Origin of the sequence: Enterococcus sp. AZ170 (genome assembly GCF_050545135.1) — a bacterium.
In the GTDB taxonomy this organism is placed as follows: Bacteria; Bacillota; Bacilli; order Lactobacillales; family Enterococcaceae; genus Enterococcus_L; species Enterococcus_L ureilyticus.
Map to the genome: position 1 here is coordinate 1213839 of NZ_CP172947.1, position 26043 is coordinate 1239881.

Genomic DNA, 26043 nt, shown 5'->3' on the forward strand with positions numbered 1-26043 from the left:
AAATTAGTTGTCTGTTTTTTTATTAGTTACTACTTCCACTAGAGCTGGGCGTAGTATTTTCTTTTTTCTCATCCTCTTTTTTGGTCTCTTCTTTTTTCTCAGAAGAAGAGGGTGTTGTTGAACCTGAGTTATTATTTGAAGAGGATGGGCTTGATGTTGCATAACGGCCCCAATAGGCGCTATAATTTGCATCTGACCCGCCAAAGCCAAATTTATATTTACTTTTAGGTGCGCCATCTTTTGCATACAATGACACAACATTTGGTCCCGGTGCAGTATAAGTACCGCCATTATAAGTAAATGTTCCAGGTTTTTCTCCTGTGAAATTAGAAACAGTTGATTTGATCACATCATTTGAAAGTGTGAATTTTTCCCCATTACCAAATAAATCTGGTCTGACAGAATAGACTGCATTCGCCAAGTTAGCAAGATAGGTACTATTTTGATCTCCGCTATTAGGACTCATAGCGGTTGGATTATCGTAGCCTGTCCATGAGCCTAGCGTGATTGTTGGTGTAGAAACCACTAACCAAGCATCTACATAAGAATCTGTGGTCCCGGTTTTACCGATCCAGTCAAGGCTTCCTAAAGCAGGATTTAAGCCGCTGACTAAATTTTTGAAAGGTGTTGTTATTTTTGAATCTAAAACAGAACGCATCATATCGTTCATGATAGAAGCTGTTGCTTGTGAATATACTTGGACAGGTGCCTCTTTGTGTTCATAAATCACGTTCCCATTCGTGTCCGTGATTTTGTCGATCATATAGCCTTGTTGATATTGTCCTTTATTAGCTAGAGCTTGAAAGCCATTTGTTTGTGTTAAAACCGTTGCTTCTACAGAACCCAAAGGCGCTGATTCATAAGCCCAAGCCTCACTAGCAGGATAGTTCATTTTACTTAAATAATTATTATAAGAGAAATTATCGTCACCCATTTGTTTTTTCATCGCTTCATTTAGATGGTATACAGGAATATTATATGACCACTCTAATGAATGGCGAACGGTATCAAAGGTATTGGTACCAGAATTTGTTGCATTCGTCAATTCACCACCAAGATTATAAGTAGTAGGATAGTTCGCTAGGCGACTTTCTGAACCAATCATACCTTGATCGATCGCAGGTCCATAAACAGAGATAGGTTTGATCGTAGAACCAACTTGACGAACTGTATCTAGGGCATGATTACTTTGACTGACATTATAATCACGACCGGCAACAAAACCAATTATGCGACCTGTTTTATTATCCATTAAGACATTACCCGTTTCGACAAGACCCGCACCATAACCATCGTCTAGCATATAGCCAAAATTTGCGACTGCATTTTGCATCGTGTCATAAACTTGTTGGTCAATCGTTGATTGAATGGTATAGCCACGGCTTTGAATTTCTTTTCTTGCTTGATCTTCATACTGATCAAGCGCTAAAGCATCTAGTGTATCTTTTTTGACTCCAGCTTTTTCTATATTGATATCCATTACAACTTTTACAGCCTGATTCAAGACAGCGTGGTATAGATAATCTTCGGTATCTTGATTGGCCGCTTGTTGGGGTTGGAAATCTTGTTTTAAGTCATAGCTTTTCGCTGCTTCATACTCTTCTTTGGTAATTGCTTTTTCTCGATACATACTGAACAAGACAAAATCTTTTCGCTTCATCCCATAAGCTAGGTTTTCATCATCCTTCAACGCACCTGTGTTGCTATAAGGTGTGTAAATGATAGGACTTTGGGGGAGTCCTGCAATGAAGGCGGCTTGAGGAAGAGTTAAGTCATTTGCATTTTTACCAAAAAGTCCTTTTGCTGCTTCTTCAACGCCTGCGATATTTTCACCTTTATTATTCCGACCAAAGGGAGAAACATTTAAATAAGTCGTAACAATCTCATCTTTTGAAAAATATTTTTCGATACGATAAGCGAGAAGTATTTCATTAGCTTTCCGTTTAAACGTCGTTTCATCTGTTAAGATTTGTTGTTTGACTAATTGTTGTGTCAGCGTTGAGCCACCGGATGAACCGCCCATACCCGTTGCATCTGAAACTAAAGCACGAATCACGGCTTTTGGAACAACGCCTTTATGTTCTTCAAAGTATTCGTCCTCAGTAGAAATAATCGCTTTTTTGAGTAGTGGAGAGATATGTTCTCCATCAACTCGTGTTCTGACAAGGTCAGATTTGATGGTAGCGATAGTTGTACCATCAGCATAGGTCATATGAGAAACTTCAGTAATATCACTGATTTCAGTTTGAAGTTCCTCTTTTGTCGGTGGCTGAGTATCTTCGACTAGAAAAGCAAAATACCCCATACCGATCCCCATGCCTAAAGCACCGCCTAAAAGTAGCATAACGACTGCAAAGACAAATAACGACTGCAGCACACGAATCACTACATTTATAATCAAAAAAATCTTTTTCTTTTCTGGTCCTTTATTAGAATGTTGTTCCGTCTTACGGGAATTATCCTGATTTTCCAAAAGCTTCACCTCAATAAAATGATACATTCCGTGATATTATAGCAAAAAAAAACTATAATGAACAGTTGTTCAGGTATTTATAAGAACTTAATCAAAAAAACTTAATATTAACTACGGGAAAAATAGAAAATAGGACGCCCTTTTTTATTATCTCCGTCTATGCTTATTCGCTGGCATTCTCTGCTAGTCTGAATAATACGATTTTTTGGATCAATTCTATAGGTAGTTCTTTATCTAAAGGGAATTGGATCGCTCCTTTACTGGTTTTAAATCCAGCTAATTCTTCTTTGAAAGTATCAATAGCAGCAGGAGCAGGATAAAACCCAATATCATTTTTCATATTGGCAAAATGGACTAAATTACTCTTTAAATAAAAGGTTGGCATGCCATAGGCCATTTTTTCTGTTGCTTTGGGTGCAAGATTTTTGATCAGAGTATAGAGTTGGGTCAATTTTTCCTGTCGATCTGCTGGTGTGGTTAAAATATATTCTTCAATGATGCTCATGCTCAATCCCTACTTTCAGATTAAATGATACTTTCAGTATACCATGTGTTGTTTTTTTTGCGTCAAAAGAAGATAGACAGTGAAAGTTCAAAAGGTTATATGGTACACTATCAGTGCGCTGTAGAACATGGTGAGAGGCTGAATGAAGATGAAGAGGCAAACGCACTATTTAAGAAACTCACACCAGACTATAACAAAGAGTGGGTAAGATATATTTATAGGGCCAAGCAAGTAGCAACACAAGAAAAAAGAAAAAAATAAATGATCGATATCCTTGAAAAAGGCTTTAAATCAAAAGAATTGTATCGTCAATATTTGGCAAAATAAAGGAGAAGTGGCGATGGATAATGTAGAAGAATATAGCGTAACGATCGAAACAAAATGGCAAGAAGCCTATCAATCTTTAGCTAAAGTTATTGCTGAAAATATACCTGAAGGGTTTATCTTACAGATGCAGTATGGAATGCCGACCTATGTCGTTCCCTTGAGTGTTTTTCCAGCTGGTTATCTAGGTCGAAAAAACGAACCATTGCCGTTTATTAGTCTAGCTGCTCAGAAGAGGCATTTATCATTGTATCATATGGGAATCATGGGTGATAAAGAGTTATTGTCATGGTTTCAAGCGGAATATCAAAAAGTTGTTCCAACAAAGCTGAATATGGGGAAAAGTTGTATTCGATTTAGTAATCCGAAATATATTCCATATGAGTTGATTGGAGAATTGGTTCGTAAAATTTCGATGGATGATTGGATTGCCAGTTATACTCATTTTACAGAAAAAAATAGCAAGTAGAAGCTGAGTAGTTAAAGAAGCAAAAAGATTGTTTTTTCAGTTTGTTTCACGTACTCTTTTAAAGGATGCAGAATTCAGAATGTTTAGAGGCAAATTAGTTGGGAAGCGGTATAGTGATTCTTTGATTACATCAATTTCTCAGGAGCTAAAGCTCTAAAGATTGAAAGGTTCGGAAAAAAGATAAAAAAAGAATGAGACAGAAATCATCTCAGTCATTTTTTCCTGTTTTTCAATCGAGGCCAAATGAGCTCGTTCAGCTTTTAAAATTAGGAGGTTTATTATGTTATTAGGTTCACATGTTAGTATGAGTGGGAAAAAAATGTTATTAGGTTCTGCTGAAGAGGCAGCTAGTTATGAGGCAACAACATTTATGATCTACACTGGTGCGCCGCAGAATACTCGTCGCAAACCGGTACAAGAGATGAATATTGAATCAGGTCATGAGTATATGGCGGCACACAATTTGAGTAATATCGTTGTGCATGCACCGTATATTATTAATCTAGGAAATACGATCAAATTAGAAAACTTCGGTTTTGCTACCGCTTTTTTACGTCAAGAAATTGAGCGCGCTCATGCCTTAGGTGCAACGCAAATCACGTTACATCCAGGAGCTCACGTTGGAGCAGGCGTTGATGCTGGGCTGAAACAAATCATCAAAGGACTTGACGAAGTGTTATGGAAAGAGCAAGTGCCGCAAATTGCTTTGGAAACGATGGCAGGTAAGGGTACGGAACTAGGTCGGACTTTTGAAGAGCTGGCAACAATCATTGAAGGGGTCAAATTGAATGAGAAGCTGTCTGTAACGATGGACACTTGTCATATCAATGATGCAGGCTATAATGTAAAAGATGACTTCGATGGTGTTTTGGAAGAATTCGATAAAATCATTGGGTTGGATCGCTTGAAAGTTGTGCATGTCAACGATTCTAAAAATCCAATGGGTTCACATAAAGATCGTCATGCTAATATCGGTTTTGGCACAATTGGCTTTGATGCACTGAATAAAGTAGTTCACCATGAAAAATTACAAAAACTACCTAAAATTTTAGAAACACCTTATGTGGGCGAGGATAAAAAAACAAGTAAAGCGCCTTATGGGTATGAGATTGCCATGTTAAAAGCTCAAAAATTCGACCCAGAACTATTGGAAAAAATCGAAGGACAAAAGTAATCGTTCATCTAGATAGCTTGATATAAAGAAATAGATTAAGAAGAATTGCTCTGTCGTAAATTTCTTGTGAGGAATATGACAAAAGAGCTTTTCTTTTCGACCTCTTTCTAGTAAAATGGGTTCTTGAGAGCAATTTATTCAAAATAGGGATAGAAATCCCGTTAAAATTTAGAAAGATCCGCTTTGTAAGAGTAATGACTGCATAATAGAATCAGCAGAAGTTCTTACTTAGCATTTCTAGCAGAAAGGAGAGATTTATATGTCAACAGGTTTAGTAGTATTGATCGCGATTATCGCTTTATTAGCAGGTGCAGCAGGTGGATTTTTCCTTGCGCGCAAATATATGCAAGACTATTTCAAAAAGAATCCTCCCGTTAATGAGGATATGTTACGAATGATGATGATGTCTATGGGACAAAAACCTTCTGAGAAGAAGATTCGTCAGATGATGCAGCAAATGAAGAACCAAGGAGACAAATAGGTTCTTTAAAGCGATTCAGAATTCAAGGACACAACGGGCTGATTTTTTCAGTCCGTTTTTTTGTATTTATTTTTAAACAAATGAAAGGAGTTGGAATGAAATGAGAAAACAACAAATGAATGATGTGAGTGCACAGTAGTTAGTTTAAAAAAGGAGAATGTACATGTCTATATTTAAGAAATTAGGGTGGTTTTTTAAAAAAGAGAAAAAAAGTTATATGATTGGGATTTTTTCATTGGTGATGGTTGCACTTGTACAATTAGTTCCACCGAAAGTGATTGGGATCGTTGTCGATGAAATTGCTGCAAAAAATCTGACGATCAAACCGATTTTATTTTGGATCGGTATTTTACTCGCAGCGGCTGTTGCTCAGTATATTTTTCGTTATATATGGCGGATACATATTTGGGGGAGTGCAGCACGACTTGAAAAGGATTTAAGAAGGCAATTATTTCAGCATTTTACGAAAATGGACAATGTTTTTTATCAGAAATATCGAACAGGTGACTTGATGGCGCATGCAACGAATGATTTAAATGCGATTCAAAACGTTGCTGGTGCAGGCATCTTAACGTTTGCTGATTCAATGATCACAGGAGGGGCTACGATCATTGCCATGGTTTTATTTGTTGATTGGCGTTTAACCTTGATTGCCTTGATTCCATTGCCATTATTAGCCGTAACGTCAAGAGTATTAGGATCGAAATTACATGATGCTTTTCGTGATTCACAGGCAGCATTTTCGTCGATCAATGATAAAACACAAGAAAGTATTACAGGGATGAAAGTCATTAAAACGTTTGGTCAAGAAAAAGAAGACATCCAAGATTTTACGGAAAAAATCGAAGATGCTATCGTTAAAAATAAACGTGTAAACTTTCTAGATGCTTTATTTGATCCATTTATTACCTTGATCATCGGAATTTCTTATGTTTTAACAATCATCATGGGTGGACGATTTATTATGGAAGGAACGATCACGATCGGTCAGTTGATTTCATTTATCAGCTATATTGGAATGCTCGTGTGGCCGATGTTTGCCATTGGTCGCTTGTTTAATGTACTGGAGCGGGGAAATGCGAGTTATGATCGTGTCAATGAGTTATTACATGAGAATACCCATATCATTGAAAAGAAAGACGCACTGAGAACACCAGCTAAAGGACGGTTATCAATAGAAGTTGCTGAGTTCACCTATCCAAATGATGAACAAGCAACATTAGAGCAAATCAAATTCACGCTAGGCGCCGGAGAAACGCTAGGAATCGTTGGAAAGACTGGTGCTGGAAAAACGACTATCTTAAAATTATTGATGCGTGAATATGATCATTATCAAGGTCGTGTGACGTTTGGAGAACGGGATATTAAAGATTATTCATTAGATGCGCTAATGAATTCAATAGGTTATGTTCCTCAAGACCATTTTCTGTTTTCAATGACAGTCAGAGACAACATTCGGTTTGCTGATCCTGATTTTACCGAAGAAAAAGTCGAAGAAGCAGCCGAAATGGCCTTTATCAATAATGAAATCAAAGCGTTCCCTAAAGGCTATGATACCTTGGTCGGCGAACGTGGCGTGTCACTATCGGGTGGTCAAAAGCAACGGATTTCAATTGCTAGGGCTTTAATTGTAGAGCCAGAATTATTGATTTTAGACGATGCTTTATCAGCTGTTGATGCCAAAACAGAAGAAGCAATTCTTTCAAACCTAAAAGAAGCAAGGAAAGAAAAAACAACGATTATTGCGGCACACCGATTAAGTAGTGTGATGCATGCTAAAGAGATCATCGTATTAGATGAGGGGAGAATTGTTGAACGCGGTACGCACCAAGAGTTATTAAGATTGGCTGGTTGGTATAAGCGGATGTGGGATAAACAACAATTAGAAGCAAAAATTGAAGGGAGTGAAGCATAATGGAAGAACAATATGAATCTGAATGGACGAAATCAGTACCATTAAAAGAACAAGTTTCAATCGTTAAACGCTTGCTTAAATTTGCTCGACCGTTTCGTCGGACTTTTTTTACGGCAATTTTGTTTGCCTTGATTCTTTCGATTATCAATATTATTTTGCCGCGAATCATTCAAACCTTCATGGATGATTATTTAACACCAAAAACGGCTACCAATCAAGTCATTCTCTTTTTTGCCGGTCTGTATTTATTTGGTGTGATTGTTAAAAGTATTGTCTGGTTTTTCCAGTGGTTCTTATATTCAACGGCTTCACTGAAAACCTATCAATATATTCGTGTAAAGTTATTTGAAAAGCTACAAACGTTAGGAATGCGTTATTTTGACCAAACACCAGCTGGTTCGATTGTTTCTCGTGTGACGAATGATACGGAGACGTTATTTGAATTTTGGTATGTCTTTTTAATGGTTTTAACAGGGATTTTTGCGGTAAGTTCTTCGTTTATTGCGATGTTCCAAATTAATGGCAAAATTGCGCTGTACAATTTAATTTTCTTACCGATTTTATTGGTTGTGATTTGGTATTACCAAAAATTCAGTTCTAGAATTTATCGAAGTATGCGGGAAAAATTAAGTCAGTTGAATACAAAGCTTAATGAATATATTTCTGGGATGCAAATCATTCAACAATTTCGTCAAGAGCAGCGTTTGGAAAAAGAATTTGAGGAAACAAATAACGATTATTTGCGAACACGTTATTCAATGATCAAAACCAATTCATTATTGTTAGGTCCGATTATTAACTTTCTTTATACCTTAGCAATTGCCTTGACCCTAACCTTATTTGGTTATGATGCATTACATTCTCCAGTAGAAGTCGGCTTGATTTATGCTTTTGTGACCTATGTTCAAGCTTTCTTTAATCCGATGACACAAATGATGGATTTTTTAAGTGTTTTTACGGATGGGCTGGTTGCGGGCAGTCGTATTTTGAAGATTTTTTATAATGAAGAATTGACACCACAACAAAATGTTGGGGCAAATGCAGAAATTATTCGTGGGAAAATTGAATTTCGTAATGTGAGCTTTTCTTATGATGGGAAAAATAACGTGCTAACTAATATCAGCTTTATTGCAAATCCTGGTGAAACTGTTGCACTGATTGGACATACTGGGAGTGGTAAAAGTTCGATCATCAATGTATTGATGCGTTTTTATGAGTTTTATGAGGGAGAAATTTTGATTGATGATCGTGATATTCGCGATTATCCTTTACCTGAGTTGAGAATGAAATTGGGGTTAGTTTTACAAGATGCGTTTATGTTTTATGGAGATATTGCAGGCAATATTCGTATGCTAAATCCAGAAATCACGGATGAACAAATCAAAGAAGCGGCCGAATTTGTTCAAGCTGATAAGTTTATCGAAACGTTACCCAAAAAATATCATGCAAAAGTAATCGAACGTGGGGCAAGTTATTCAAGCGGTCAACGGCAATTGATTTCATTTGCTCGAACAATCGTAACGAATCCTAAAATTCTTGTATTGGATGAAGCCACAGCGAATATCGATACTGAGACAGAAGGATTGATCCAGGAAGGGTTGGCGAATATGCGCCAAGGAAGAACAACGATTGCAATCGCTCATCGTTTGTCGACTATTCGTGATGCGGATCTTATTTTAGTGTTGGATAAAGGTAGAATTGTGGAACGCGGTGACCATGACCATTTATTAGCTCAAAATGGTCTATATGCAGACATGTATCAACTACAAAATAGCGAAGGGTAGAGTCTAAAAGAATTGTAAAAGCAGGGACTATGGAAAGTTCTTGCTTTTTTATTTTACTAATAAAAAGTAAGCTTAAAGGTGATGCGATAGTGGAAAAAGCATGCTATAATAAATAACTGTAAAATAGTCATTGATATTGATTGGGCAGAAATATAGACAAGTAACTATTTAAGATGTAAAGTAAATGTACTTGAAAAATTCGGAGGGAAAATTGATGTATGATGTAATTATAATTGGAGCCGGACCTGCCGGTATGACCGCAGCATTATATGCGTCACGTTCTAATCTTTCAGTCTTAATGATTGAACGCGGTGCTCCAGGTGGGCAAATGAATAATACTGCTGAGGTTGAAAACTATCCAGGCTTTGACTCGATCATGGGACCAGAGCTAGCTTATAAGATGTATGAAAATGTTGAAAAATTCGGTACTGAAAATGCGTATGGCATTGTGATGGATATTAAAGATCAAGGCTCTTATAAAGAAGTAATTTGTGATGATAAAACCTATCAAGCAAAAACAGTGATTATCGCGACAGGTTGTGAGCATCGTAAGTTAGGTGTTAAGGGAGAAGAAGAATTTGCTGGTCGTGGTGTATCGTATTGTGCCGTTTGTGATGGCGCATTTTTCCGTAATAGACGCTTATTAGTGATCGGTGGCGGTGATTCAGCAGTTGAAGAGGCGATTTATTTAACACAGTTTGCTTCAGAAGTTGTGATCGTACATCGTCGTGATGAACTACGTGCTCAAAAAATCATTCAGGATCGTGCCTTTGCCAATGAAAAAATTTCTTTTGAATGGAATACCGTATTAGAAGAAATTGTTGGAAATGACATGGTTGTAACGGGTGGCAAATTAAGAAATGTCTTGACGGATGAAGTCAAAGAAATTCCAGCAGATGGCGTCTTTATCTATGTTGGTCTAGATCCGTTGACTGAACCATTTAAAAAATCTGGTTTGACAAATGCCGAAGGCTGGATCGAAACAGATCAAGATATGAAGACAAGTATGCCTGGTGTTTTTGCTATTGGAGATGTTCGTGAAAAAACATTACGTCAAATCACAACAGCTGTTGGTGAAGGCGGGATCGCTGGCCAACAAGTATATAAATATATTGAAGATATGACAGAAGTTGAATAATTGAAAACAACTATCATTTGATTGCTACTTTATTCTAATTTTTACTGACTAGGATCTAGGTCAAAGCTGTAGTGTTTACCCCTTTAAAAAAAGTGTCAGACGTTCAAGTCATGCCAATTCTTGTAGTGACAGATGAAGGAACTGGAGAAAACTACTCGGTACCGATATAAAGCTATCTATCAGAGCTGATTTTGACATTAAAAGTGAATGAAGCTGAGAATATATTATTTTCAGAGTCCAAACAGATGGCAGATGCTCAGTTTCTTGAGCTTGGTAACGGGTTTACGATCTTGTTGAAAATCTATCCGATGAAGAATTAAAATTAGCAAATTTCTCAAGAATAGAAATCTCTCAAGGAAGAGGAGAGCTTGGCTAGTTAGTAAAAGTGATGTCTTTTTATTTTATGTCTTTTTCTTTTGACAATTGTAACAAGATAAACTATGATAGATAAGGATTCAGAACTGAATAATTGTTAGGTGAGGCTCCTATTTGGACACATGCTGCTGCCGCGAAAGAATCGAGAGACTCTTAGTTGGTTGAACAGGAATGATCGTGAAGGTTATTCATAACGTAGCTGATAAGAAATTATCTACGCCCTTTAGTGCTAAAGCTCAACGATAGAGAAACTTTTATTTAAGTTGCTATTTTACGCACACTCTATTGTTGAGTGTGCGTTTTTGCTGTGAATCACAGCGACTGGCTTCGCCAGAGCTGATGATGAACAGTACTTGGCGACCAAAGGGAGCGAAGTTCCGCAAAAAGAAACAAGCAGGCAGAAGGAAAACAGAAACTAGTAAGCAAAAAGTCTAAGAACAGGAAAACGTACTGGCTTCGCCAGAGCTGATGATGAACAGTACTTGGCGACCAAAGGGAGCGAAGTTCCGCAAAAAGAAACAAGCAGATTGAAAGAAGACAGATGTTAAACAGTAGCAAGAGCAGAACTCAAGAGAACAAGATTCCCGCCTAACAAAAAATCTATCGTTCCAAAATAAACCAAAAGAGAGGAAGAGGCTCATGGAAGACCCCAGTCAGACCAAAAACAAACGAAATGTAGCCTTCATCTTAGAAACGATGGAAATGAAATGATTTTTTCTCTCCTCGATAAGATGAAGTAAAGGAGGAAAAGAAAATGATGAATAAAAAAATGACCGAAATGAAGAAAACAACAAAAGACCAAGAATTAAGAAAATTAGCAATGCTTTCTGAACGTGAATTGATGATGGAACTTCGTACATCAGAAAAAGGGCTATCAGAAGAAGATGCCAAAAATCGTTTAGAAGAATATGGACCAAATGAAGTGTCCGCACAAAAACCAACACCTGCAATTATTATGTTTTTAGAAGCATTCAAAGACCCATTTGTTTATGTCTTAGCTTTATTAATGGTCGTTTCAGCTGTAACCAAAGATTTTGAAGCAGCACTTGTGATGGGAATCATGATTTTAGCTAGTGTTATTATTGCCTTTATTCAAGAGTATCGTTCCCAAAAAGCAAGTCTGAATCTAAAAGAACTCATCGAAAATACAACAGCTGTAACGCGTGCGGGTCAAACAAAAGAAATTCCGATGGACGAAGTTGTACCTGGAGACATTGTAACACTTGCAACAGGTGATATGATTCCAGCGGATGCCGTACTAATATGGACAAAGGATCTCTTTATCAATCAATCTTCTTTGACTGGTGAATCAATGCCAGTCGAAAAATTTGTGGATGCAGGTATTGATAAGAATTCAGAATCAGTTTCTGCTTTAGATATGCAGGATTTGATTTTTATGGGAACGGATGTATTGAGTGGACAAGGTAAAGCAATCATTTTGAAGACTGGACAAAATACATTCTTCGGTGATATTGCTAAAAATGCGACAACACAACGTGGAAAAACATCATTTGATATTGGCTTGACAAAAGTTAGTAAATTTTTACTAAGAATGGTGATGATTCTGTTTCCAATCGTCTTTTTGATCAACGGCATTACAAAAGGTGAATGGGGCGAAGCGTTTTTCTTCGCAATTGCAGTCGCTGTTGGATTAACACCTGAAATGTTGCCAATGATTGTAACGAGTAACCTAGCAAAAGGGGCATTAAGTTTATCCAAACATAAAGTCATTGTGAAAGAGTTGCCTTCTATTCAAAATCTAGGGAGTATGGATATTCTTTGTACGGACAAAACCGGAACGATTACAGAAGACAAAGTTGTTTTGGTTCAACATTTAGATCCGCTAGGACAACTTAATGATCAAGTTCTAGATATGGCTTTTCTAAATTCTCATTATCAAACGGGTTGGAAAAATTTGATGGACATCGCTGTAATCAACTTTTATGAGGAAAATAAGAATCAAAGTCCGTATCATTCCGTGACAAAACTAGATGAAATTCCGTTTGACTTTTCTCGTCGTCGTTTAACGGTGGTGGTCAATGCAGATGGTCATCAATTTATGATCACTAAAGGTGCGGTAGAAGAGATGGAAGCTGTTTGTACACATGCTGAAATCAACGGGGAGATCGTACCGTTAACACCTGAATTACAAAAAAGAATGCGTGAAGTCAATATTCGTATGAATGAACAAGGTATGCGCGCTTTAGCCGTAGCGGTGAAAAAAGACGTGCATAGTGAAGCCATTTATAGTGTGGAAGATGAGCAAGGAATGACGCTGATCGGTTTTATGGGCTTTTTGGACCCAGCGAAAAAATCAGCGATCACGGCAATCAAGTCCTTACACGAACATGGTGTGAATGTAAAAGTTTTAACAGGCGATAATGATATCGTTGCTAAGAAAGTTTGTAGCGATGTAGGAATCGAAGTGTCTCATGTCGTACTTGGTTCTGATATTGATAATATGTCGGATGAACAAATGAAAGACGAAGTCGAAAAAACTAATTTATTTGCTAAATTAAACCCGATGCAAAAGTCTCGAATTATTGAAACACTGCAAGGAAATGGTCACACAGTCGGTTTCATGGGAGATGGAATTAATGATGCACCAGCACTTCGTAAAGCAGATGTAGGAATCTCAGTTGATACAGCAGCTGATATTACGAAAGACGCTAGTTCAATTATTCTGTTGGAAAAAAGTTTGAATGTTTTAGAAGACGGTGTGATTGAGGGACGTAAAGTTTTTAGTAATATGATGAAATATATTAAAATTACAATCAGTTCTAACTTTGGGAATGTTTTCTCGATATTGATTGCAAGTGCTTTTTTACCATTTCTACCAATGCTTTCCATTCAATTGTTGATTCAAAATTTGATTTATGATATCGCGCAATTGGCCATTCCTTGGGATAATGTTGATGAAGAAGATTTATTAAAACCTGTCCGCTGGGAAACAAACGGCTTGATGAAATTTACCTTATGCATTGGACCTGTAAGTAGTATTTTTGATATTATGACCTATCTTGTGATGTGGTTTGTTTTCAGTGCGAATACGATTGGTAGCCAACATTTGTTCCAAACAGGTTGGTTTGTGGTCGGATTAGTTAGTCAAACATTGGTTGTTCAAATGGTTCGGACAAGAAAATTACCATTTATTCAAAGTATTGCTTCACCTGCTGTGATTCTTTCCAGTATAGGAGCGGTAGGGTTAGGCTTATTGATTGTCTTGACACCAATTCGGGAAGTTTTCGACTTTGTGAAACTTCCAGCTAATTATTGGGGCTGGTTCATTTTGATCATTGTACTATATTTGATCACAGTCGAAGTTGCGAAACGGATCTATATCCATCTTACAAAAGAGTGGATTTGATTTAGAAAAAAATAGATTTCGTTTTTTTTATGAGTGATTTTGATGAAATCAAGATTTTGATTCGTTCATTTAAAGCAAAATGCTTATCTAGAAATACCGAAAAATTTCTCTGCGATCGAAGCTGTCATTCGTAATGAATGAAGAAAAATTATTTTTTAATTACTAATATTCGTTTTTTATAGAACAAAGACAAAATAACTAAATTTTTGTCTTTGTTCTATTTTTTTTGTTTTGGAAATGTTTGTTCATTTTTCAGCAAATAATTTCTAACTTGTAAATTTGCTGTAGCATAACAACGGACAAGATGACTATAACAGCCTGTTGTCAAAGGATATGATTAGGAAGGTGATTTGTAAAACGGTTTCTTGTTTGTGATTTTAATCACTAACCTTTGATACGAAAGGTTTCAAGTATTTTAATCAAATTTAAAGAAATGCTCACTTTTTACTTGCTCTTTTACCTGTTTAGTGATAATTTGTAAGTGTAGTCGATAAAAAGTAATACAGTTTTTAACGCTGTTTTACTTTTTACGAAAAAAAGAAACGTAACAGAGAGGATTGTGTGACAAAATGGCAAAGGCAAAGAAACAAAAACCTATTGACTTTAAGGCACTTATGGAAAAAGTCGACGCTGATTTCCCAACATTTCAAATTTTAGATAAAGATGGGAAAATCGTAAACGAAGATGCTGTACCGGATTTATCAGATGACGAATTAGTAGAATTAATGACTCGTATGGTTTGGTCACGTGTATTAGACCAACGCTCAACTGCGTTGAACCGTCAAGGTCGTCTAGGATTCTTCGCCCCAACTGCTGGGCAAGAAGCAAGTCAGCTAGCAAGTCAATTTGCGATGGAAAAAGAAGATTACCTATTACCAGGTTACCGTGATGTACCTCAATTAGTTCAACACGGCTTACCTTTAACAGAAGCATTTTTATGGTCTCGTGGACATGTAGCAGGTAACCACTATGCACCAGAATTAAATGCTCTACCACCACAAATCATCATTGGTGCGCAATACATCCAAGCAGCAGGAGTTGCTTTAGGAATGAAAAAACGCGGCAAGAAAAACGTTGTCTTCACTTATACAGGTGATGGCGGTTCTTCACAAGGTGATTTCTATGAAGCAATCAACTTTGCAGGAGCATATCATGCAAACGGCGTGTTCATCATCCAAAACAATGGTTTTGCGATTTCAACACCTCGTGAAAAACAAACAGCAGCTAAAACATTAGCTCAAAAGGCAGTAGCAGCAGGAATTCCAGGGATCGTCGTTGATGGAATGGATCCATTAGCAGTTTATGCAATCGCAAAAGAAGCACGTGAATGGTCTGCAAATGGCAATGGTCCTGTTTTAATCGAAACGCTAACTTACCGTTATGGTCCACATACATTATCCGGTGATGATCCAACTCGTTACCGTTCGAAAGATATGGATGACGAATGGGTACAAAAAGATCCACTAGTTCGTTTCCGCAAATATCTAGAAGACAAAGGCTTATGGTCTGAAGAAAAAGAAAACGAAGTAATCGAAAAAACTAAAGAAGAAATCAAAGTAGCAATTGCAGAAGCAGATAAAGTTCCAAAACAAAAAGTATCTGATTTCTTGAAAAATATGTTTGAAGTTCAACCACAAAATATTAAAGAACAAATTGCATTCTACGAAGCGAAGGAGTCGAAATAATCATGGCACAAAAAACAATGATCCAAGCAATTACAGATGCCTTAGCTCTTGAAATAGAGAAAGACGAAAACGTCTTGGTCTTTGGTGAAGACGTTGGTAAAAACGGCGGAGTTTTCCGTGCAACTGAAGGGTTACAAGAAAAATTTGGTGAAGACCGTGTCTTCGATACTCCTTTAGCAGAATCTGGAATCGGTGGTTTAGCTTTTGGTTTAGCATTAGAAGGATACCGTCCAGTTCCTGAAATCCAATTCTTTGGATTCGTATTTGAAGTATTTGACGAAATCGTTGGTCAAATGGCTCGTACTCGTTACCGTATGGGTGGAACACGTAACATGCCTATTACTGTTCGTGCGCCATTTGGTGGTGGTGTGCATACACCAGAACTTCACTCAGATAATTTAGAAGGATTGATTGCTCAATCTCCTGGTATCCGTGTGGTTATTCCATCAAATCCATATGATGCAAAAGGACTATTGATTTCTGCAATCAGAAGCAATGACCCTGTTGTTTACTTAGAGCATATGAAATTATACCGTTCATTCCGTGAGGAAGTGCCGGATGAAGCATATGAAGTGCCATTAGATAAAGCAGCTGTGACTCGTGAGGGTACTGATATTTCTATCATTACTTACGGTGCAATGGTTCGTGAAGCAATCAAAGCCGCTGACAACTTAGCAAAAGACAATATTTCTGTTGAAATCATTGACTTACGTACTGTCGCTCCTTTAGATGTTGAAACAATCATCAAATCAGTTGAAAAAACTGGTCGTGTAGTCGTAGTTCAAGAAGCACAAAAACAAGCTGGCGTTGGCGCTATGGTTGTTTCTGAAATTTCTGAACGTGCGGTTTTATCACTAGAAGCGCCAATTGGCCGTGTATCTGCTCCAGATACAATCTTCCCATTTGGACAAGCAGAAAACATTTGGTTGCCAAATGCTAAAGATATCGAAGCGAAAGCTAGAGAAATCGCAGAATTTTAATTAGAGACTAAACAAATCTTACTTTAAAAACGTGCCTTGATTTTCACGTGATAGCTTATCACGTGGAAATTTAGCGCTGTTATTTTCAGTAAATGACTAGTTAGACAGATACGATAAAGGAAGGGAAGGCTTAAAAAATGGCTTATCAATTTAAATTACCAGATATTGGTGAAGGGATTGCAGAAGGCGAAATCGTAAAATGGTTCGTTAAAGCAGGAGACACCATCAATGAAGATGATACATTATTAGAAGTTCAAAACGATAAATCTGTAGAAGAGATTCCATCTCCCGTTACAGGAACAGTTAAATCTATCGTAGTACCAGAAGGCACTGTAGCAAATGTTGGAGATGTATTGATTGAAATCGATGCACCTGGACATCCTGAAAATGATGCTGCACCAGCAGCTCCAGCTCAAGAACAAACACCTGCACAACCAGCAGCTGTTCCAGCAGCACCTGCAACAGACAGTAATGGGGGTGTGTTCCAATTTAAATTACCAGATATCGGTGAGGGTATTGCAGAAGGCGAAATCGTAAAATGGTTCGTTAAATCTGGCGATACAATCAACGAAGATGATACTTTATTGGAAGTTCAAAATGACAAATCTGTTGAAGAAATTCCTTCACCCGTTACAGGAACAGTTAAAAACATCGTAGTACCAGAAGGTACGGTAGCAAATGTTGGGGATGTATTGATCGAAATCGATGCACCAGGACATAATTCTGCATCAAGTTCAGCAGCGCCAGCAGCAAGTGCGCCTGCTCAAACTGAACAAGCAGCACCAGCTCCAGCAGCATCAACAGGTGTTGTAGCAGCGGCTGATCCAAACAAACGTGTGTTGGCGATGCCATCAGTACGTCAATTTGCTCGTGAAAAAGATGTAGATATTACACAAGTTGCACCAACTGGAAAAGGCGGACGTGTGACAAAAGCGGATATCGAAAGCTTTATTTCAGGTGGCGGACAAGCAACAGCGCCAGCACAAGCTGAACAAACTGCAGCGGCTCCACAAGCAACAACTACAACTGAAGCAGCACCAAAAGCACCAGCTAAACCATTCGTTTCTGACTTAGGTGAAGCTGAAACACGCGAAAAAATGACACCAACTCGTAAAGCAATTGCGAAAGCAATGGTGAACAGTAAACATACTGCTCCACATGTTACGTTACATGATGAAGTTGAAGTGTCTAAATTATGGAATCACCGTAAGAAATTTAAAGATGTTGCAGCAGCAAACGGTACGAAATTAACATTCTTACCTTACGTTGTGAAAGCATTGACAGCAACGGTTCAAAAATTCCCAATCTTGAATGCATCAATTGATGACGCAGCACAAGAAATTGTTTATAAAAACTACTATAACATTGGTATTGCAACAGATACTGATCATGGTTTATATGTACCAAACGTTAAAAATGCGAATACTAAGAGCATGTTTGCGATCGCTGATGAAATCAACGAAAAAGCAGCTCTTGCAATCGAAGGCAAATTAACTGGTGCGGATATGCGTGATGGTTCTATCACAATCAGTAATATCGGTTCAGTTGGTGGCGGCTGGTTCACACCAGTTATTAACTACCCTGAAGTTGCGATTTTAGGTGTTGGTACAATCGCTACTCAACCAGTTGTAAATGCAGATGGTGAAATCGTCGTTGGACGTGTCATGAAACTTTCAATGAGTTTTGACCACCGTATCGTTGATGGCGCAACTGCTCAAAAAGCAATGAACAACATCAAGCGTTTATTAGCTGATCCAGAATTATTATTAATGGAAGGATGATTATCACATGGTAGTAGGAGATTTCGCCATTGAATTAGATACAGTCGTAATTGGTTCAGGCCCTGGAGGATACGTTGCAGCGATTCGTGCTGCTGAAATGGGTCAAAAAGTTGCGATCATTGAACGTGAGTTTATCGGCGGTGTATGTTTAAACGTTGGATGTATTCCTTCTAAAGCATTGATCGCAGCTGGACATCACTATCAAGAATCATTAGATTCAACTATGTTTGGTGTAACAGCTAAAGAGGTTGAGTTAGACTTTACAAAAACACAAGAATGGAAAGACAACAAAGTTGTTAATACGTTGACAAGCGGTGTTGGTTTCCTTCTTAAAAAACATAAAATCGAAATTATTGAAGGAGAAGCGTTTTTCGTTGATGAAAACACATTACGTGTGATTCATCCAGATTCAGCGCAAACATACTCATTCAATAATGCAATCGTAGCGACAGGTTCTCGCCCAATCGAAATCCCAGGATTTAAATTTGGCGGCCGTGTCTTAGATTCTACAGGTGGTTTGAACTTGAAAGAAGTGCCTAAGAAATTTGTGATCATCGGTGGCGGTGTTATCGGTGCAGAATTAGGTGGCGCATATGCGAACCTTGGTTCTGAAGTAACGATTTTAGAAGGTAGTCCTTCAATTTTACCAACATATGAAAAAGATATGGTTAAATTAGTTACAGATGATTTCAAGAAGAAAAATGTAACAGTTGTAACCAAAGCGATGGCTAAAGAAGCAATCGACAACGGCGACAGCGTAACGGTTAAATATGAAGTAGACGGCAAAGAAGAATCAGTAACTGCTGACTACGTAATGGTAACAGTTGGACGTCGTCCAAACACAGATGATCTTGGTTTAGAACAAGCTGGTGTTGAAGTTGGCGAACGTGGTTTAGTTCAAGTGGACAAACAAGGTAGAACAAACGTATCAAACATCTTCGCTATTGGGGATATCGTACCAGGCGCTGCTCTTGCTCATAAAGCAAGCTACGAAGCAAAAATTGCCGCTGAAGCAATTTCTGGTAAAAAAGTAGAAGTAGACTACAAAGCAATGCCTGCTGTAGCCTTTACTGATCCTGAATTAGCAAGTGTTGGTATGACAATCGCTGAAGCCAAAGAAGCGGGATTAGAAGCTACAGCTTACAAATTCCCATTCGCTGGTAACGGCCGTGCTATTTCTTTAGGTAAAACTGAAGGATTCGTACGTTTGGTAACAACAAACGAAGACAATGTCATTATCGGAGCACAAATCGGTGGAGTTGGCGCAAGTGATATGATTTCTGAATTATCATTAGCGGTTGAATCTGGCATGAATGCTGAAGATATTGCATTAACAATCCATCCACACCCATCTTTAGGGGAAATTACTATGGATGCTTCTGAATTGGCTTTAGGTTTGCCAATTCATATTTAAATAGCATATTTGTCACACAAAGAAAGACCGAGCTGGCCAGGCTCGGTCTTTTGTTTTAGTTTTAATTGAAAAGACTGTTAAAACTTAGTAAGATTTCACAACTTTTAACCGTCTTTTTTGTTATTCGGTATCACTAAGCCTATGTTTCAGCGATGAAGCTCTCTATCATCTTGCTCATCGATTCTATGGACCATTTCAAGCAATCCACCGTTTCCCTCATCTATGATTCTTTTCACTCTAGAAATCGTTGTAGTGCTGCTGCCAGTGGCTTCAGCGATATCACTATACGTTTTATTTAGTAACAGTAACTTTGCGACTTCAAAGCGCTGAATCATAGAATCCAGCTCTTTTAATGTCATTAAGTCATCGAAATAATTGTAGCAATCCTCCAAGGTTTCTAAAGCCAATAGAGAACGGAAAAACTCATCACCGTGGCCGTCTTGTATCTTGTCGATTTTCATAAGTCCCTCCTAATTTAAAAGCTGAGCGAGCTTGTCCAGCCTCGACTGGAAAATAGGAAAAACTGAATGAGACGCTTTTTGTCTCATTCAGTTTTTATCTTTTTCTCGAGAGGCTAGCTCGTGAAGCTAGATAAAACAAAGTGCGGCAGATGATCCAGTTCTAACAGAAAAATAGGAAAATAAGAGGGTGATACTTTTTGCCACAATCCTATTTTATCTTTTTCCGAAGAGTTAGCCCGTAAAGCTAGATAACTTATTCTACCGATACGTCAAAATACACTGTAAACTTTTCAGTAAGCATTTTTTATTATAAAACTTTTTTTTATTTTGTCCAGTGAATTGAGTGAATTAATGCAAAAAATGAAACAAAAGGGAAGCATACTAATTTTAGTTTGCTTCCCTTTTAAAATAGCCTATTTAGTTTTTACTTAGAAATCAATTTCACTAAAGTGTATTGTTTTTTACCTTTACGAACAATAATGAATTTGCCATCAAAGCTGTGCTCTGCTGTAACGACAAAGTCCAACTCTTTAATACGGTCACCATTGATTGAAATTGCACCATTTGTGATATCTTCTCTCGCTTGGCGTTTAGAAGGTTCAATGCCAAGTTCAATCAACCAATCGACAAGAGTTTGACCAAGTATTTCTGTTTCAATAGTAGGCATGTTTTTAAAGCCTTCTTCAATTTGTTTTGAGGTTAGATTTTTTACGTTACCAGAAAATAGGGCTTCTGAAATTGCTAATGCATCATTTAGATCAGCTTCACTATGCACAAATTTTGTCATTTCTGCGGCTAACACACGTTGTGCTTCACGTAAATGTGGTTCGGTTTCTACTTTAACTTCTAATGCATCGATCTCGTCTTTTGTTAAGAAGGTAAAGAACTTCAAGTACTTGATTACGTCACGGTCATCTTGGTTTACCCAGAATTGGTAGAATTCGTAAGGGGTTGTTTTTTCTGGATCCAACCAAACAGCACCACCAGCTGTTTTACCGAATTTTGTTCCATCTGCTTTTAGCATCAATGGAATGGTTAATCCAAAGGCTTTTGCATCTGCGCCTTCTTTTTTACGAATCAAATCTAGGCCTGCGGTAATATTGCCCCATTGATCGGCTCCACCGATTTGCATACGAACGTTATTGTGTTGGAATAAGTGTAAAAAGTCCATTGATTGAAGAATTTGGTACGTAAACTCTGTAAATGAAATCCCTGTTTCTAAACGACTTGCTACAATATCTTTGGCAAGCATGGTATTGATATTGAAGAATTTACCGTAATCTCTCAAGAAATCCAATAAAGTCAGGTTGTGCGTCCAATCGTAGTTGTTGACCAAAGTTAATGTGTTATCTGTATCCACCGCAAATAATTTTTCCATTTGTCTGGTTAAAGAATCAACATTGTGTTGAACAGTCTCCATTGTTTGCAATTGACGTTCGGTTGTTCGCCCACTTGGATCTCCGATCGTTCCAGTTGCGCCACCGATCAAAATAAACGGCTGGTGTCCAAACGCTTGGAATCTTTTTAGCATCATAAAAGGAATCAAATGCCCAATATGCATACTATCTCCTGTAGGATCAACACCGCAATATAGTGAAATGCTCTCGGTTTCAACGTATTCACGTAGACCTTCGCTATCTGTTTGTTGGTTGATGGCGCCACGCCATTCTAATTCATCAATAATGTTTGTCATGTTTCTTCTTCCTTCCCTAAATAAAATAAAAAACGTCCCATAGGCTAATAGCCTATGGGACGAACTTCGCCGTGTTACCACCCAAATTGTATATGAAACATCATATACCTCTCAAATCTGTATCGTAGATAGACGCCTACTTACGGTAGGAAACTAAAAGTGTAATTCACAAAAAATGTATATGCCAACTCTCACTAAATGTTGACTCTCTGAAATAGGGACATTCTTGCTACTGTGCTTTATTAAAGTTTGATATGTGATTTTGTAGCAATTCTACGACAAATAAGCCAACTTGTCAAATACTTCTTTTTTTCTTTTATTATTTTTAAATGTGGGAATTTTCATATAAATAGTTTCCTCTTTAATCTAGGTTTTTTGAAAGCAGAAAAAGACTAGTATAATTTCTAACAATTATGAACGAGCTTTTTACAATTAGCTGTTTTATGTTATTTTTTTCACACAAACGCTTTACTACAGTGGAGCATTGACGCGCTATATAGAGTAGGGAAATGTTAAATAACGGGTTATTTTTTTAATTCTACTCTTTTTGACTTGGGTGTAAAACGTACCTATACTTTGGGAGTGATTTCACATGTGAGAAACAAAAATTAAATTAAATCAGGAGGTCAAATTTAAACATGAATAAGAAATTATCATTATTTGGACTAATTGGAATTACCATGGCCTTTTTCGGAACGGTTCGTAGTGTTCCAACCTTAGCATCTACCGGGTGGGCACAAATTTTTTATATGCTAATTGCAGCATGTTGCTTTGCTTTACCAATTGCTTTGATTTCAGCCGAATTATCAACTGGTTGGCCGGAAGAAGGCGGTCCACAAGTTTGGGTACGTAATGCTTTTGGTGAAAAATGGGGTTTTGTTACGTCATGGTTATTATGGGTACAAATGTTTTTCGGAATGGTCATGGTTGCTTCAACTGTAGGTGTATTACTAGGTTACGTGATCGACCGTCCAGATTTAGGGCATAATAATTTATTTATTTTTATTATGATATTGATTTCTTATTGGGGCATTACGTTACTTAATTTGAAATTTGACATGGTAAAAATTGCTGGTGACTGGGGCGCTGTGATCGGTGTCTATATACCTTTTGTTGCTTTAGTCGTTTTAGGGATGATGTATATGGCAAAACACGGAATCAACCAAGAAAGCTACTTAGGTCATTTTGAAGCAAGTAAATTATTACCAGATTTTAGTGATTTAGGAAGCTTGCCAACGTTGACAGGGATCATCTTCATTTTTGCTGGGGTAGAAATTTCATCTGTTCACGCAAATAACATTGATAATCCAAAACGAAATTATCCAATCGCAGTTATTGCATCTGTTTTACTATTAGTTGTGTTTAACTTAGCTGCTGGTTTAAGTGTAGCAGATAGTGTACCAGCTGGAAAAATGGAACTTGCTAACATCACGCAACCATTTGTGATCATGACACAAGATCTTGGGATTCCTGCGATTTTCAATAATATTATTTCCTTGATGATTTTAATCGGTGTTTTAGTTCAATTAAGCGCTTGGGTCCTAGGTCCAAGTAAATCAATGATCAAAGTTGCAGAAGAAGGAAACTTACCACCATTCTTCCAAAAACGGAATGCAAAAGGAATTCCAATTGTTTTTGTCATGATCCAAGCGATTGTTATTTCACTTGTGTCATTCTTATATGTTGTAGTTCCAGATATTAGTGCCGCATTTTTGATTATCACAATCACAACCACAATTCTTTATTGCGTGGTCTATCTATTGATTTCACTTTCAGCGATTAAATTACGTTACAGCATGCCGACTGTGAAACGTCCATTTAGATTAGGAAGTAAAGGCAATGGTTTGATGTGGTTTGTCTCTACTTTAGCAATTGTTAGTGTGGTTGTGACGATTCTAGTCAGCTTGATTCCGCCAACCTCTGTTCCGCAAAGTGGACATGTTGCTTATGTTATTTATCAAGTTGCAGCGACGGTCATTATGATCGGTATTGCCTTGATCATTTATAAGAGAAAGAAACCAGAATGGAAGAAAATAGATAAATAAGAAACAACATTTTCAGCATGATCAATTATGAAACTATCGGAGGAAAATATCATGAAAAATTTCAACACAGATGATACAAATTTAAAAGCATTATTTATAGGTGATAAAGGTGAAAACGTTGATTTATTCAAAGAACTGCTAAATAAAATGATCGATGAACATGTTGGCTGGAGACAAAACTACATGCCACAAGATTTACCAGTTATTTCACCACAAGATAGAAGTTCTAAAAGTTTCCAAGAAACAGCGGACAATATGAGAAATGTCTTCAATGTATTATCTTCACGTTTACGTACAGAATCACTTCCATGGCACTCAGCAGGTCGTTTTTGGGGTCATATGAACGCTGAAACATTAATGCCATCAATTGTCGCCTATACAACTGCAATGCTGTGGAATGGCAATAACGTGGCTTATGAGTCATCGCCTGCAACTTCACAAATGGAAGAAGAAGTTGGAATGGAATTTGCAACATTGATGGGCTATGAAGATGGTTGGGGTCATATTGCAGCAGATGGTTCAATCGCTAACTTAGAAGGTTTATGGTACGCCCGCAATATGAAATCTTTACCATTCGCCATCAAAGCCGTTGTGCCAGAAATGGTTGCAGGTAAAACAGACTGGGAATTATTGAACATGTCAACAACGGAAGTCTTAGATATTTTAGATCAGGTACAAGATAACTTTGACGAAATCAAAGCACAATCAGCTCGTAGTGGTAAAAACTTGGATAAATTAGGTAAATGGATCGTACCACAAACGAAACACTATTCATGGTTAAAAGCCGCTGACATTATCGGTATTGGTTTAGATCAAGTGATTGCCGGTGAAGTAAATAGTGAATACCGCATGGATATTGACAAACTAGAAGCCCAAATTCGTGATTTAGCAGCTCAAGGTATTCCAACGCTTGGTGTTGTAGGCGTGGTTGGTTCAACTGAAGAAGGACAAGTTGACCGTATCGACCAAATCATTGCTTTGCGTGATAAATTAGCCAAAGAAGGGATTTACTTCTATGTACACGTCGATGCAGCGTATGGTGGGTATGGTCGTTCAATCTTCTTAGATGAAAAGGATCAATTTATTGAATGGGACAAAATCGAGGACGTTTATGCTAAACATAACATCTTCCAAGAAAAAAATGATTGGCTAACAAGAGAAGTTTATGATTCTTTTAAAGCAATCGAACAAGCTGAATCTGTAACGATCGATCCACACAAAATGGGCTATATTCCTTATTCAGCTGGTGGTGTTGTAATCAAAGATATCCGCATGCGTGACGTGATTTCTTACTTTGCGACCTATGTTTTTGAAAAAGGGGCGGATATTCCAGCATTATTAGGTGCTTATATTCTTGAAGGATCTAAAGCAGGAGCAACAGCAGCGGCTGTTTGGACAGCTCACAAAGTCTTACCATTAAACGTAACAGGTTACGGTAAATTGATGGGTGCAAGTATTGAAGGGGCTTATCATTTCTATCATTTTATTGATGGTTTAGAGTTTAAAGTGGGCGATAAAACGATCGAGATCCATGCATTGACAAAACCAGACTTTAACATGGTGGATTATGTATTTAATGAAAAAGGAAATACAGATCTTGTGAAAATGAACAAATTGAATCATGATTTTTATGACTATGCATCTTATGCAAAAGGTGGATTATATAACAACGAATTCATTACATCACATACCGATTTTGCAATTGAAGAATATGGTCACAGTCCGTTTGAATTTGTAACCAGTTTAGGTTTTTCACGTGCTGAATGGGAACGCGCAGACAAAGTAACGATTTTACGTGCTGCTGGAATGTCTCCGTATATGAACGACAAAGAAGTCTTTGATGACTATGCTGAAAAAATCAAAGAAGCAATTCAAGAAAAATTAGAAGCAATCTACGCTGAGCAATAGCGTTGAATAACTGTAGGTGCGGTAAGGCGATAATACAGCTTTACCGCAGCTGCAGCTTTTCAATAAAAAAA

General features: G+C 37.5%; 17 protein-coding genes, 1 pseudogene, 1 riboswitch and 1 other annotated feature. Of the genes and pseudogenes, 14 read left to right on the forward strand and 4 right to left on the reverse strand.

Features of this window, described 5'->3' with window-relative positions:
• Window positions 1–22: 22 nt before the first annotated feature.
• Both IGJ55_RS05890 and IGJ55_RS05895 read right to left on the reverse strand, forming a co-directional pair.
• Window positions 23–2500 carry a transglycosylase domain-containing protein gene (locus IGJ55_RS05890; protein ID WP_429950722.1) on the reverse strand — a complete coding sequence of 826 codons (2478 nt, stop codon included), beginning with the start codon at window positions 2498–2500 and terminating at the stop codon, window positions 23–25.
• A 136-nt stretch (window positions 2501–2636) separates the two neighbouring features.
• Window positions 2637–2978, reverse strand: a complete 342-nt coding sequence (locus IGJ55_RS05895; protein ID WP_429950724.1) for an iron chaperone — start codon at window positions 2976–2978, stop codon at window positions 2637–2639.
• 99 nt (window positions 2979–3077) lie between these two features.
• On the opposite strand from IGJ55_RS05895, the gene IGJ55_RS05900 reads away from it, so the two are divergent.
• The 12 genes and pseudogenes from IGJ55_RS05900 to lpdA all read left to right on the forward strand — a co-directional run bounded on the left by IGJ55_RS05900 (window position 3078) and on the right by lpdA (window position 19865).
• Window positions 3078–3239, forward strand: a complete 162-nt coding sequence (locus IGJ55_RS05900) for a YdeI/OmpD-associated family protein (RefSeq protein ID WP_429950980.1) — start codon at window positions 3078–3080, stop codon at window positions 3237–3239.
• Window positions 3240–3318: 79 nt separating this feature from the next.
• Complete coding sequence (locus tag IGJ55_RS05905; RefSeq protein ID WP_429950725.1) at window positions 3319–3771, forward strand: DUF1801 domain-containing protein; 453 nt, start codon at window positions 3319–3321, stop codon at window positions 3769–3771.
• Between the two features lie 280 nt (window positions 3772–4051).
• Window positions 4052–4945, forward strand: coding sequence for a deoxyribonuclease IV (locus IGJ55_RS05910; protein WP_430607716.1), 894 nt, complete (start codon window positions 4052–4054; stop codon window positions 4943–4945).
• Between the two features lie 259 nt (window positions 4946–5204).
• Window positions 5205–5426 (forward strand): YneF family protein, encoded by a 222-nt coding sequence (locus IGJ55_RS05915; RefSeq protein WP_010764461.1) that lies wholly within the window; start codon window positions 5205–5207, stop codon window positions 5424–5426.
• Window positions 5427–5589: 163 nt separating this feature from the next.
• A complete protein-coding gene (locus tag IGJ55_RS05920; protein WP_430607718.1) occupies window positions 5590–7341 on the forward strand; it encodes an ABC transporter ATP-binding protein in 1752 nt (583 codons plus the stop codon).
• Complete coding sequence (locus IGJ55_RS05925; protein WP_430607719.1) at window positions 7341–9125, forward strand: ABC transporter ATP-binding protein; 1785 nt, start codon at window positions 7341–7343, stop codon at window positions 9123–9125. Before IGJ55_RS05920 ends, IGJ55_RS05925 begins: the two co-directional genes overlap by 1 nt.
• A gap of 214 nt (window positions 9126–9339) precedes the next feature.
• Complete coding sequence (trxB, locus tag IGJ55_RS05930; protein WP_429950729.1) at window positions 9340–10263, forward strand: thioredoxin-disulfide reductase; 924 nt, start codon at window positions 9340–9342, stop codon at window positions 10261–10263.
• A gap of 461 nt (window positions 10264–10724) precedes the next feature.
• Window positions 10725–10893, forward strand: a riboswitch (M-box (ykoK) riboswitch).
• A 487-nt stretch (window positions 10894–11380) separates the two neighbouring features.
• Window positions 11381–14005 (forward strand): annotated as a pseudogene (gene mgtA, locus IGJ55_RS05935) (magnesium-translocating P-type ATPase); the annotation flags it as partial.
• A gap of 569 nt (window positions 14006–14574) precedes the next feature.
• The gene (gene pdhA / locus IGJ55_RS05940; RefSeq protein ID WP_025869280.1) at window positions 14575–15690 is read left to right on the forward strand and encodes a pyruvate dehydrogenase (acetyl-transferring) E1 component subunit alpha; all 1116 of its coding nucleotides are present in this window, start codon (window positions 14575–14577) and stop codon (window positions 15688–15690) included.
• Window positions 15691–15692: 2 nt separating this feature from the next.
• Window positions 15693–16670, forward strand: a complete 978-nt coding sequence (locus IGJ55_RS05945; RefSeq protein WP_010760821.1) for an alpha-ketoacid dehydrogenase subunit beta — start codon at window positions 15693–15695, stop codon at window positions 16668–16670.
• Between the two features lie 137 nt (window positions 16671–16807).
• Window positions 16808–18451 (forward strand): dihydrolipoyllysine-residue acetyltransferase, encoded by a 1644-nt coding sequence (locus IGJ55_RS05950; protein ID WP_430607721.1) that lies wholly within the window; start codon window positions 16808–16810, stop codon window positions 18449–18451.
• 7 nt (window positions 18452–18458) lie between these two features.
• The gene (gene lpdA, locus IGJ55_RS05955; protein WP_069638714.1) at window positions 18459–19865 is read left to right on the forward strand and encodes a dihydrolipoyl dehydrogenase; all 1407 of its coding nucleotides are present in this window, start codon (window positions 18459–18461) and stop codon (window positions 19863–19865) included.
• A gap of 146 nt (window positions 19866–20011) precedes the next feature.
• Here lpdA and IGJ55_RS05960 read toward each other — a convergent pair whose 3' ends face one another.
• Window positions 20012–20326: a YerC/YecD family TrpR-related protein gene (locus IGJ55_RS05960; protein ID WP_069638713.1), complete on the reverse strand. Its 315-nt coding sequence runs from the start codon at window positions 20324–20326 to the stop codon at window positions 20012–20014.
• A gap of 424 nt (window positions 20327–20750) precedes the next feature.
• A complete protein-coding gene (gene tyrS, locus IGJ55_RS05965; RefSeq protein ID WP_429950735.1) occupies window positions 20751–22019 on the reverse strand; it encodes a tyrosine--tRNA ligase in 1269 nt (422 codons plus the stop codon).
• 52 nt (window positions 22020–22071) lie between these two features.
• Window positions 22072–22274, reverse strand: a binding site (T-box leader).
• 383 nt (window positions 22275–22657) lie between these two features.
• On the opposite strand from tyrS, the gene tyrP reads away from it, so the two are divergent.
• Window positions 22658–24064, forward strand: coding sequence for a tyrosine-tyramine antiporter (gene tyrP / locus IGJ55_RS05970; RefSeq protein WP_069638711.1), 1407 nt, complete (start codon window positions 22658–22660; stop codon window positions 24062–24064).
• 51 nt (window positions 24065–24115) lie between these two features.
• A complete protein-coding gene (gene tdc, locus IGJ55_RS05975; protein ID WP_430607724.1) occupies window positions 24116–25972 on the forward strand; it encodes a tyrosine decarboxylase in 1857 nt (618 codons plus the stop codon).
• The last annotated feature ends 71 nt before the right edge of the window (window positions 25973–26043 follow it).

What these genes read in the sequence shown, in the direction of transcription:
- tdc (WP_430607724.1), top strand. Translation starts at nt 24,116, where the DNA reads ATGAAAAATTTCAACACAGATGATACAAATTTAAAAGCATTATTTATA.
- IGJ55_RS05900 (WP_429950980.1), top strand. Translation starts at nt 3,078, where the DNA reads ATGGTACACTATCAGTGCGCTGTAGAACATGGTGAGAGGCTGAATGAA.
- IGJ55_RS05920 (WP_430607718.1), top strand. Translation starts at nt 5,590, where the DNA reads ATGTCTATATTTAAGAAATTAGGGTGGTTTTTTAAAAAAGAGAAAAAA.
- tyrS (WP_429950735.1), bottom strand. Translation starts at nt 22,019, where the DNA reads ATGACAAACATTATTGATGAATTAGAATGGCGTGGCGCCATCAACCAA.
- IGJ55_RS05910 (WP_430607716.1), top strand. Translation starts at nt 4,052, where the DNA reads ATGTTATTAGGTTCACATGTTAGTATGAGTGGGAAAAAAATGTTATTA.
- IGJ55_RS05950 (WP_430607721.1), top strand. Translation starts at nt 16,808, where the DNA reads ATGGCTTATCAATTTAAATTACCAGATATTGGTGAAGGGATTGCAGAA.
- IGJ55_RS05960 (WP_069638713.1), bottom strand. Translation starts at nt 20,326, where the DNA reads ATGAAAATCGACAAGATACAAGACGGCCACGGTGATGAGTTTTTCCGT.
- IGJ55_RS05905 (WP_429950725.1), top strand. Translation starts at nt 3,319, where the DNA reads ATGGATAATGTAGAAGAATATAGCGTAACGATCGAAACAAAATGGCAA.
- IGJ55_RS05895 (WP_429950724.1), bottom strand. Translation starts at nt 2,978, where the DNA reads ATGAGCATCATTGAAGAATATATTTTAACCACACCAGCAGATCGACAG.
- IGJ55_RS05945 (WP_010760821.1), top strand. Translation starts at nt 15,693, where the DNA reads ATGGCACAAAAAACAATGATCCAAGCAATTACAGATGCCTTAGCTCTT.
- trxB (WP_429950729.1), top strand. Translation starts at nt 9,340, where the DNA reads ATGTATGATGTAATTATAATTGGAGCCGGACCTGCCGGTATGACCGCA.
- IGJ55_RS05890 (WP_429950722.1), bottom strand. Translation starts at nt 2,500, where the DNA reads ATGTATCATTTTATTGAGGTGAAGCTTTTGGAAAATCAGGATAATTCC.
- IGJ55_RS05915 (WP_010764461.1), top strand. Translation starts at nt 5,205, where the DNA reads ATGTCAACAGGTTTAGTAGTATTGATCGCGATTATCGCTTTATTAGCA.
- IGJ55_RS05925 (WP_430607719.1), top strand. Translation starts at nt 7,341, where the DNA reads ATGGAAGAACAATATGAATCTGAATGGACGAAATCAGTACCATTAAAA.
- tyrP (WP_069638711.1), top strand. Translation starts at nt 22,658, where the DNA reads ATGAATAAGAAATTATCATTATTTGGACTAATTGGAATTACCATGGCC.
- pdhA (WP_025869280.1), top strand. Translation starts at nt 14,575, where the DNA reads ATGGCAAAGGCAAAGAAACAAAAACCTATTGACTTTAAGGCACTTATG.
- lpdA (WP_069638714.1), top strand. Translation starts at nt 18,459, where the DNA reads ATGGTAGTAGGAGATTTCGCCATTGAATTAGATACAGTCGTAATTGGT.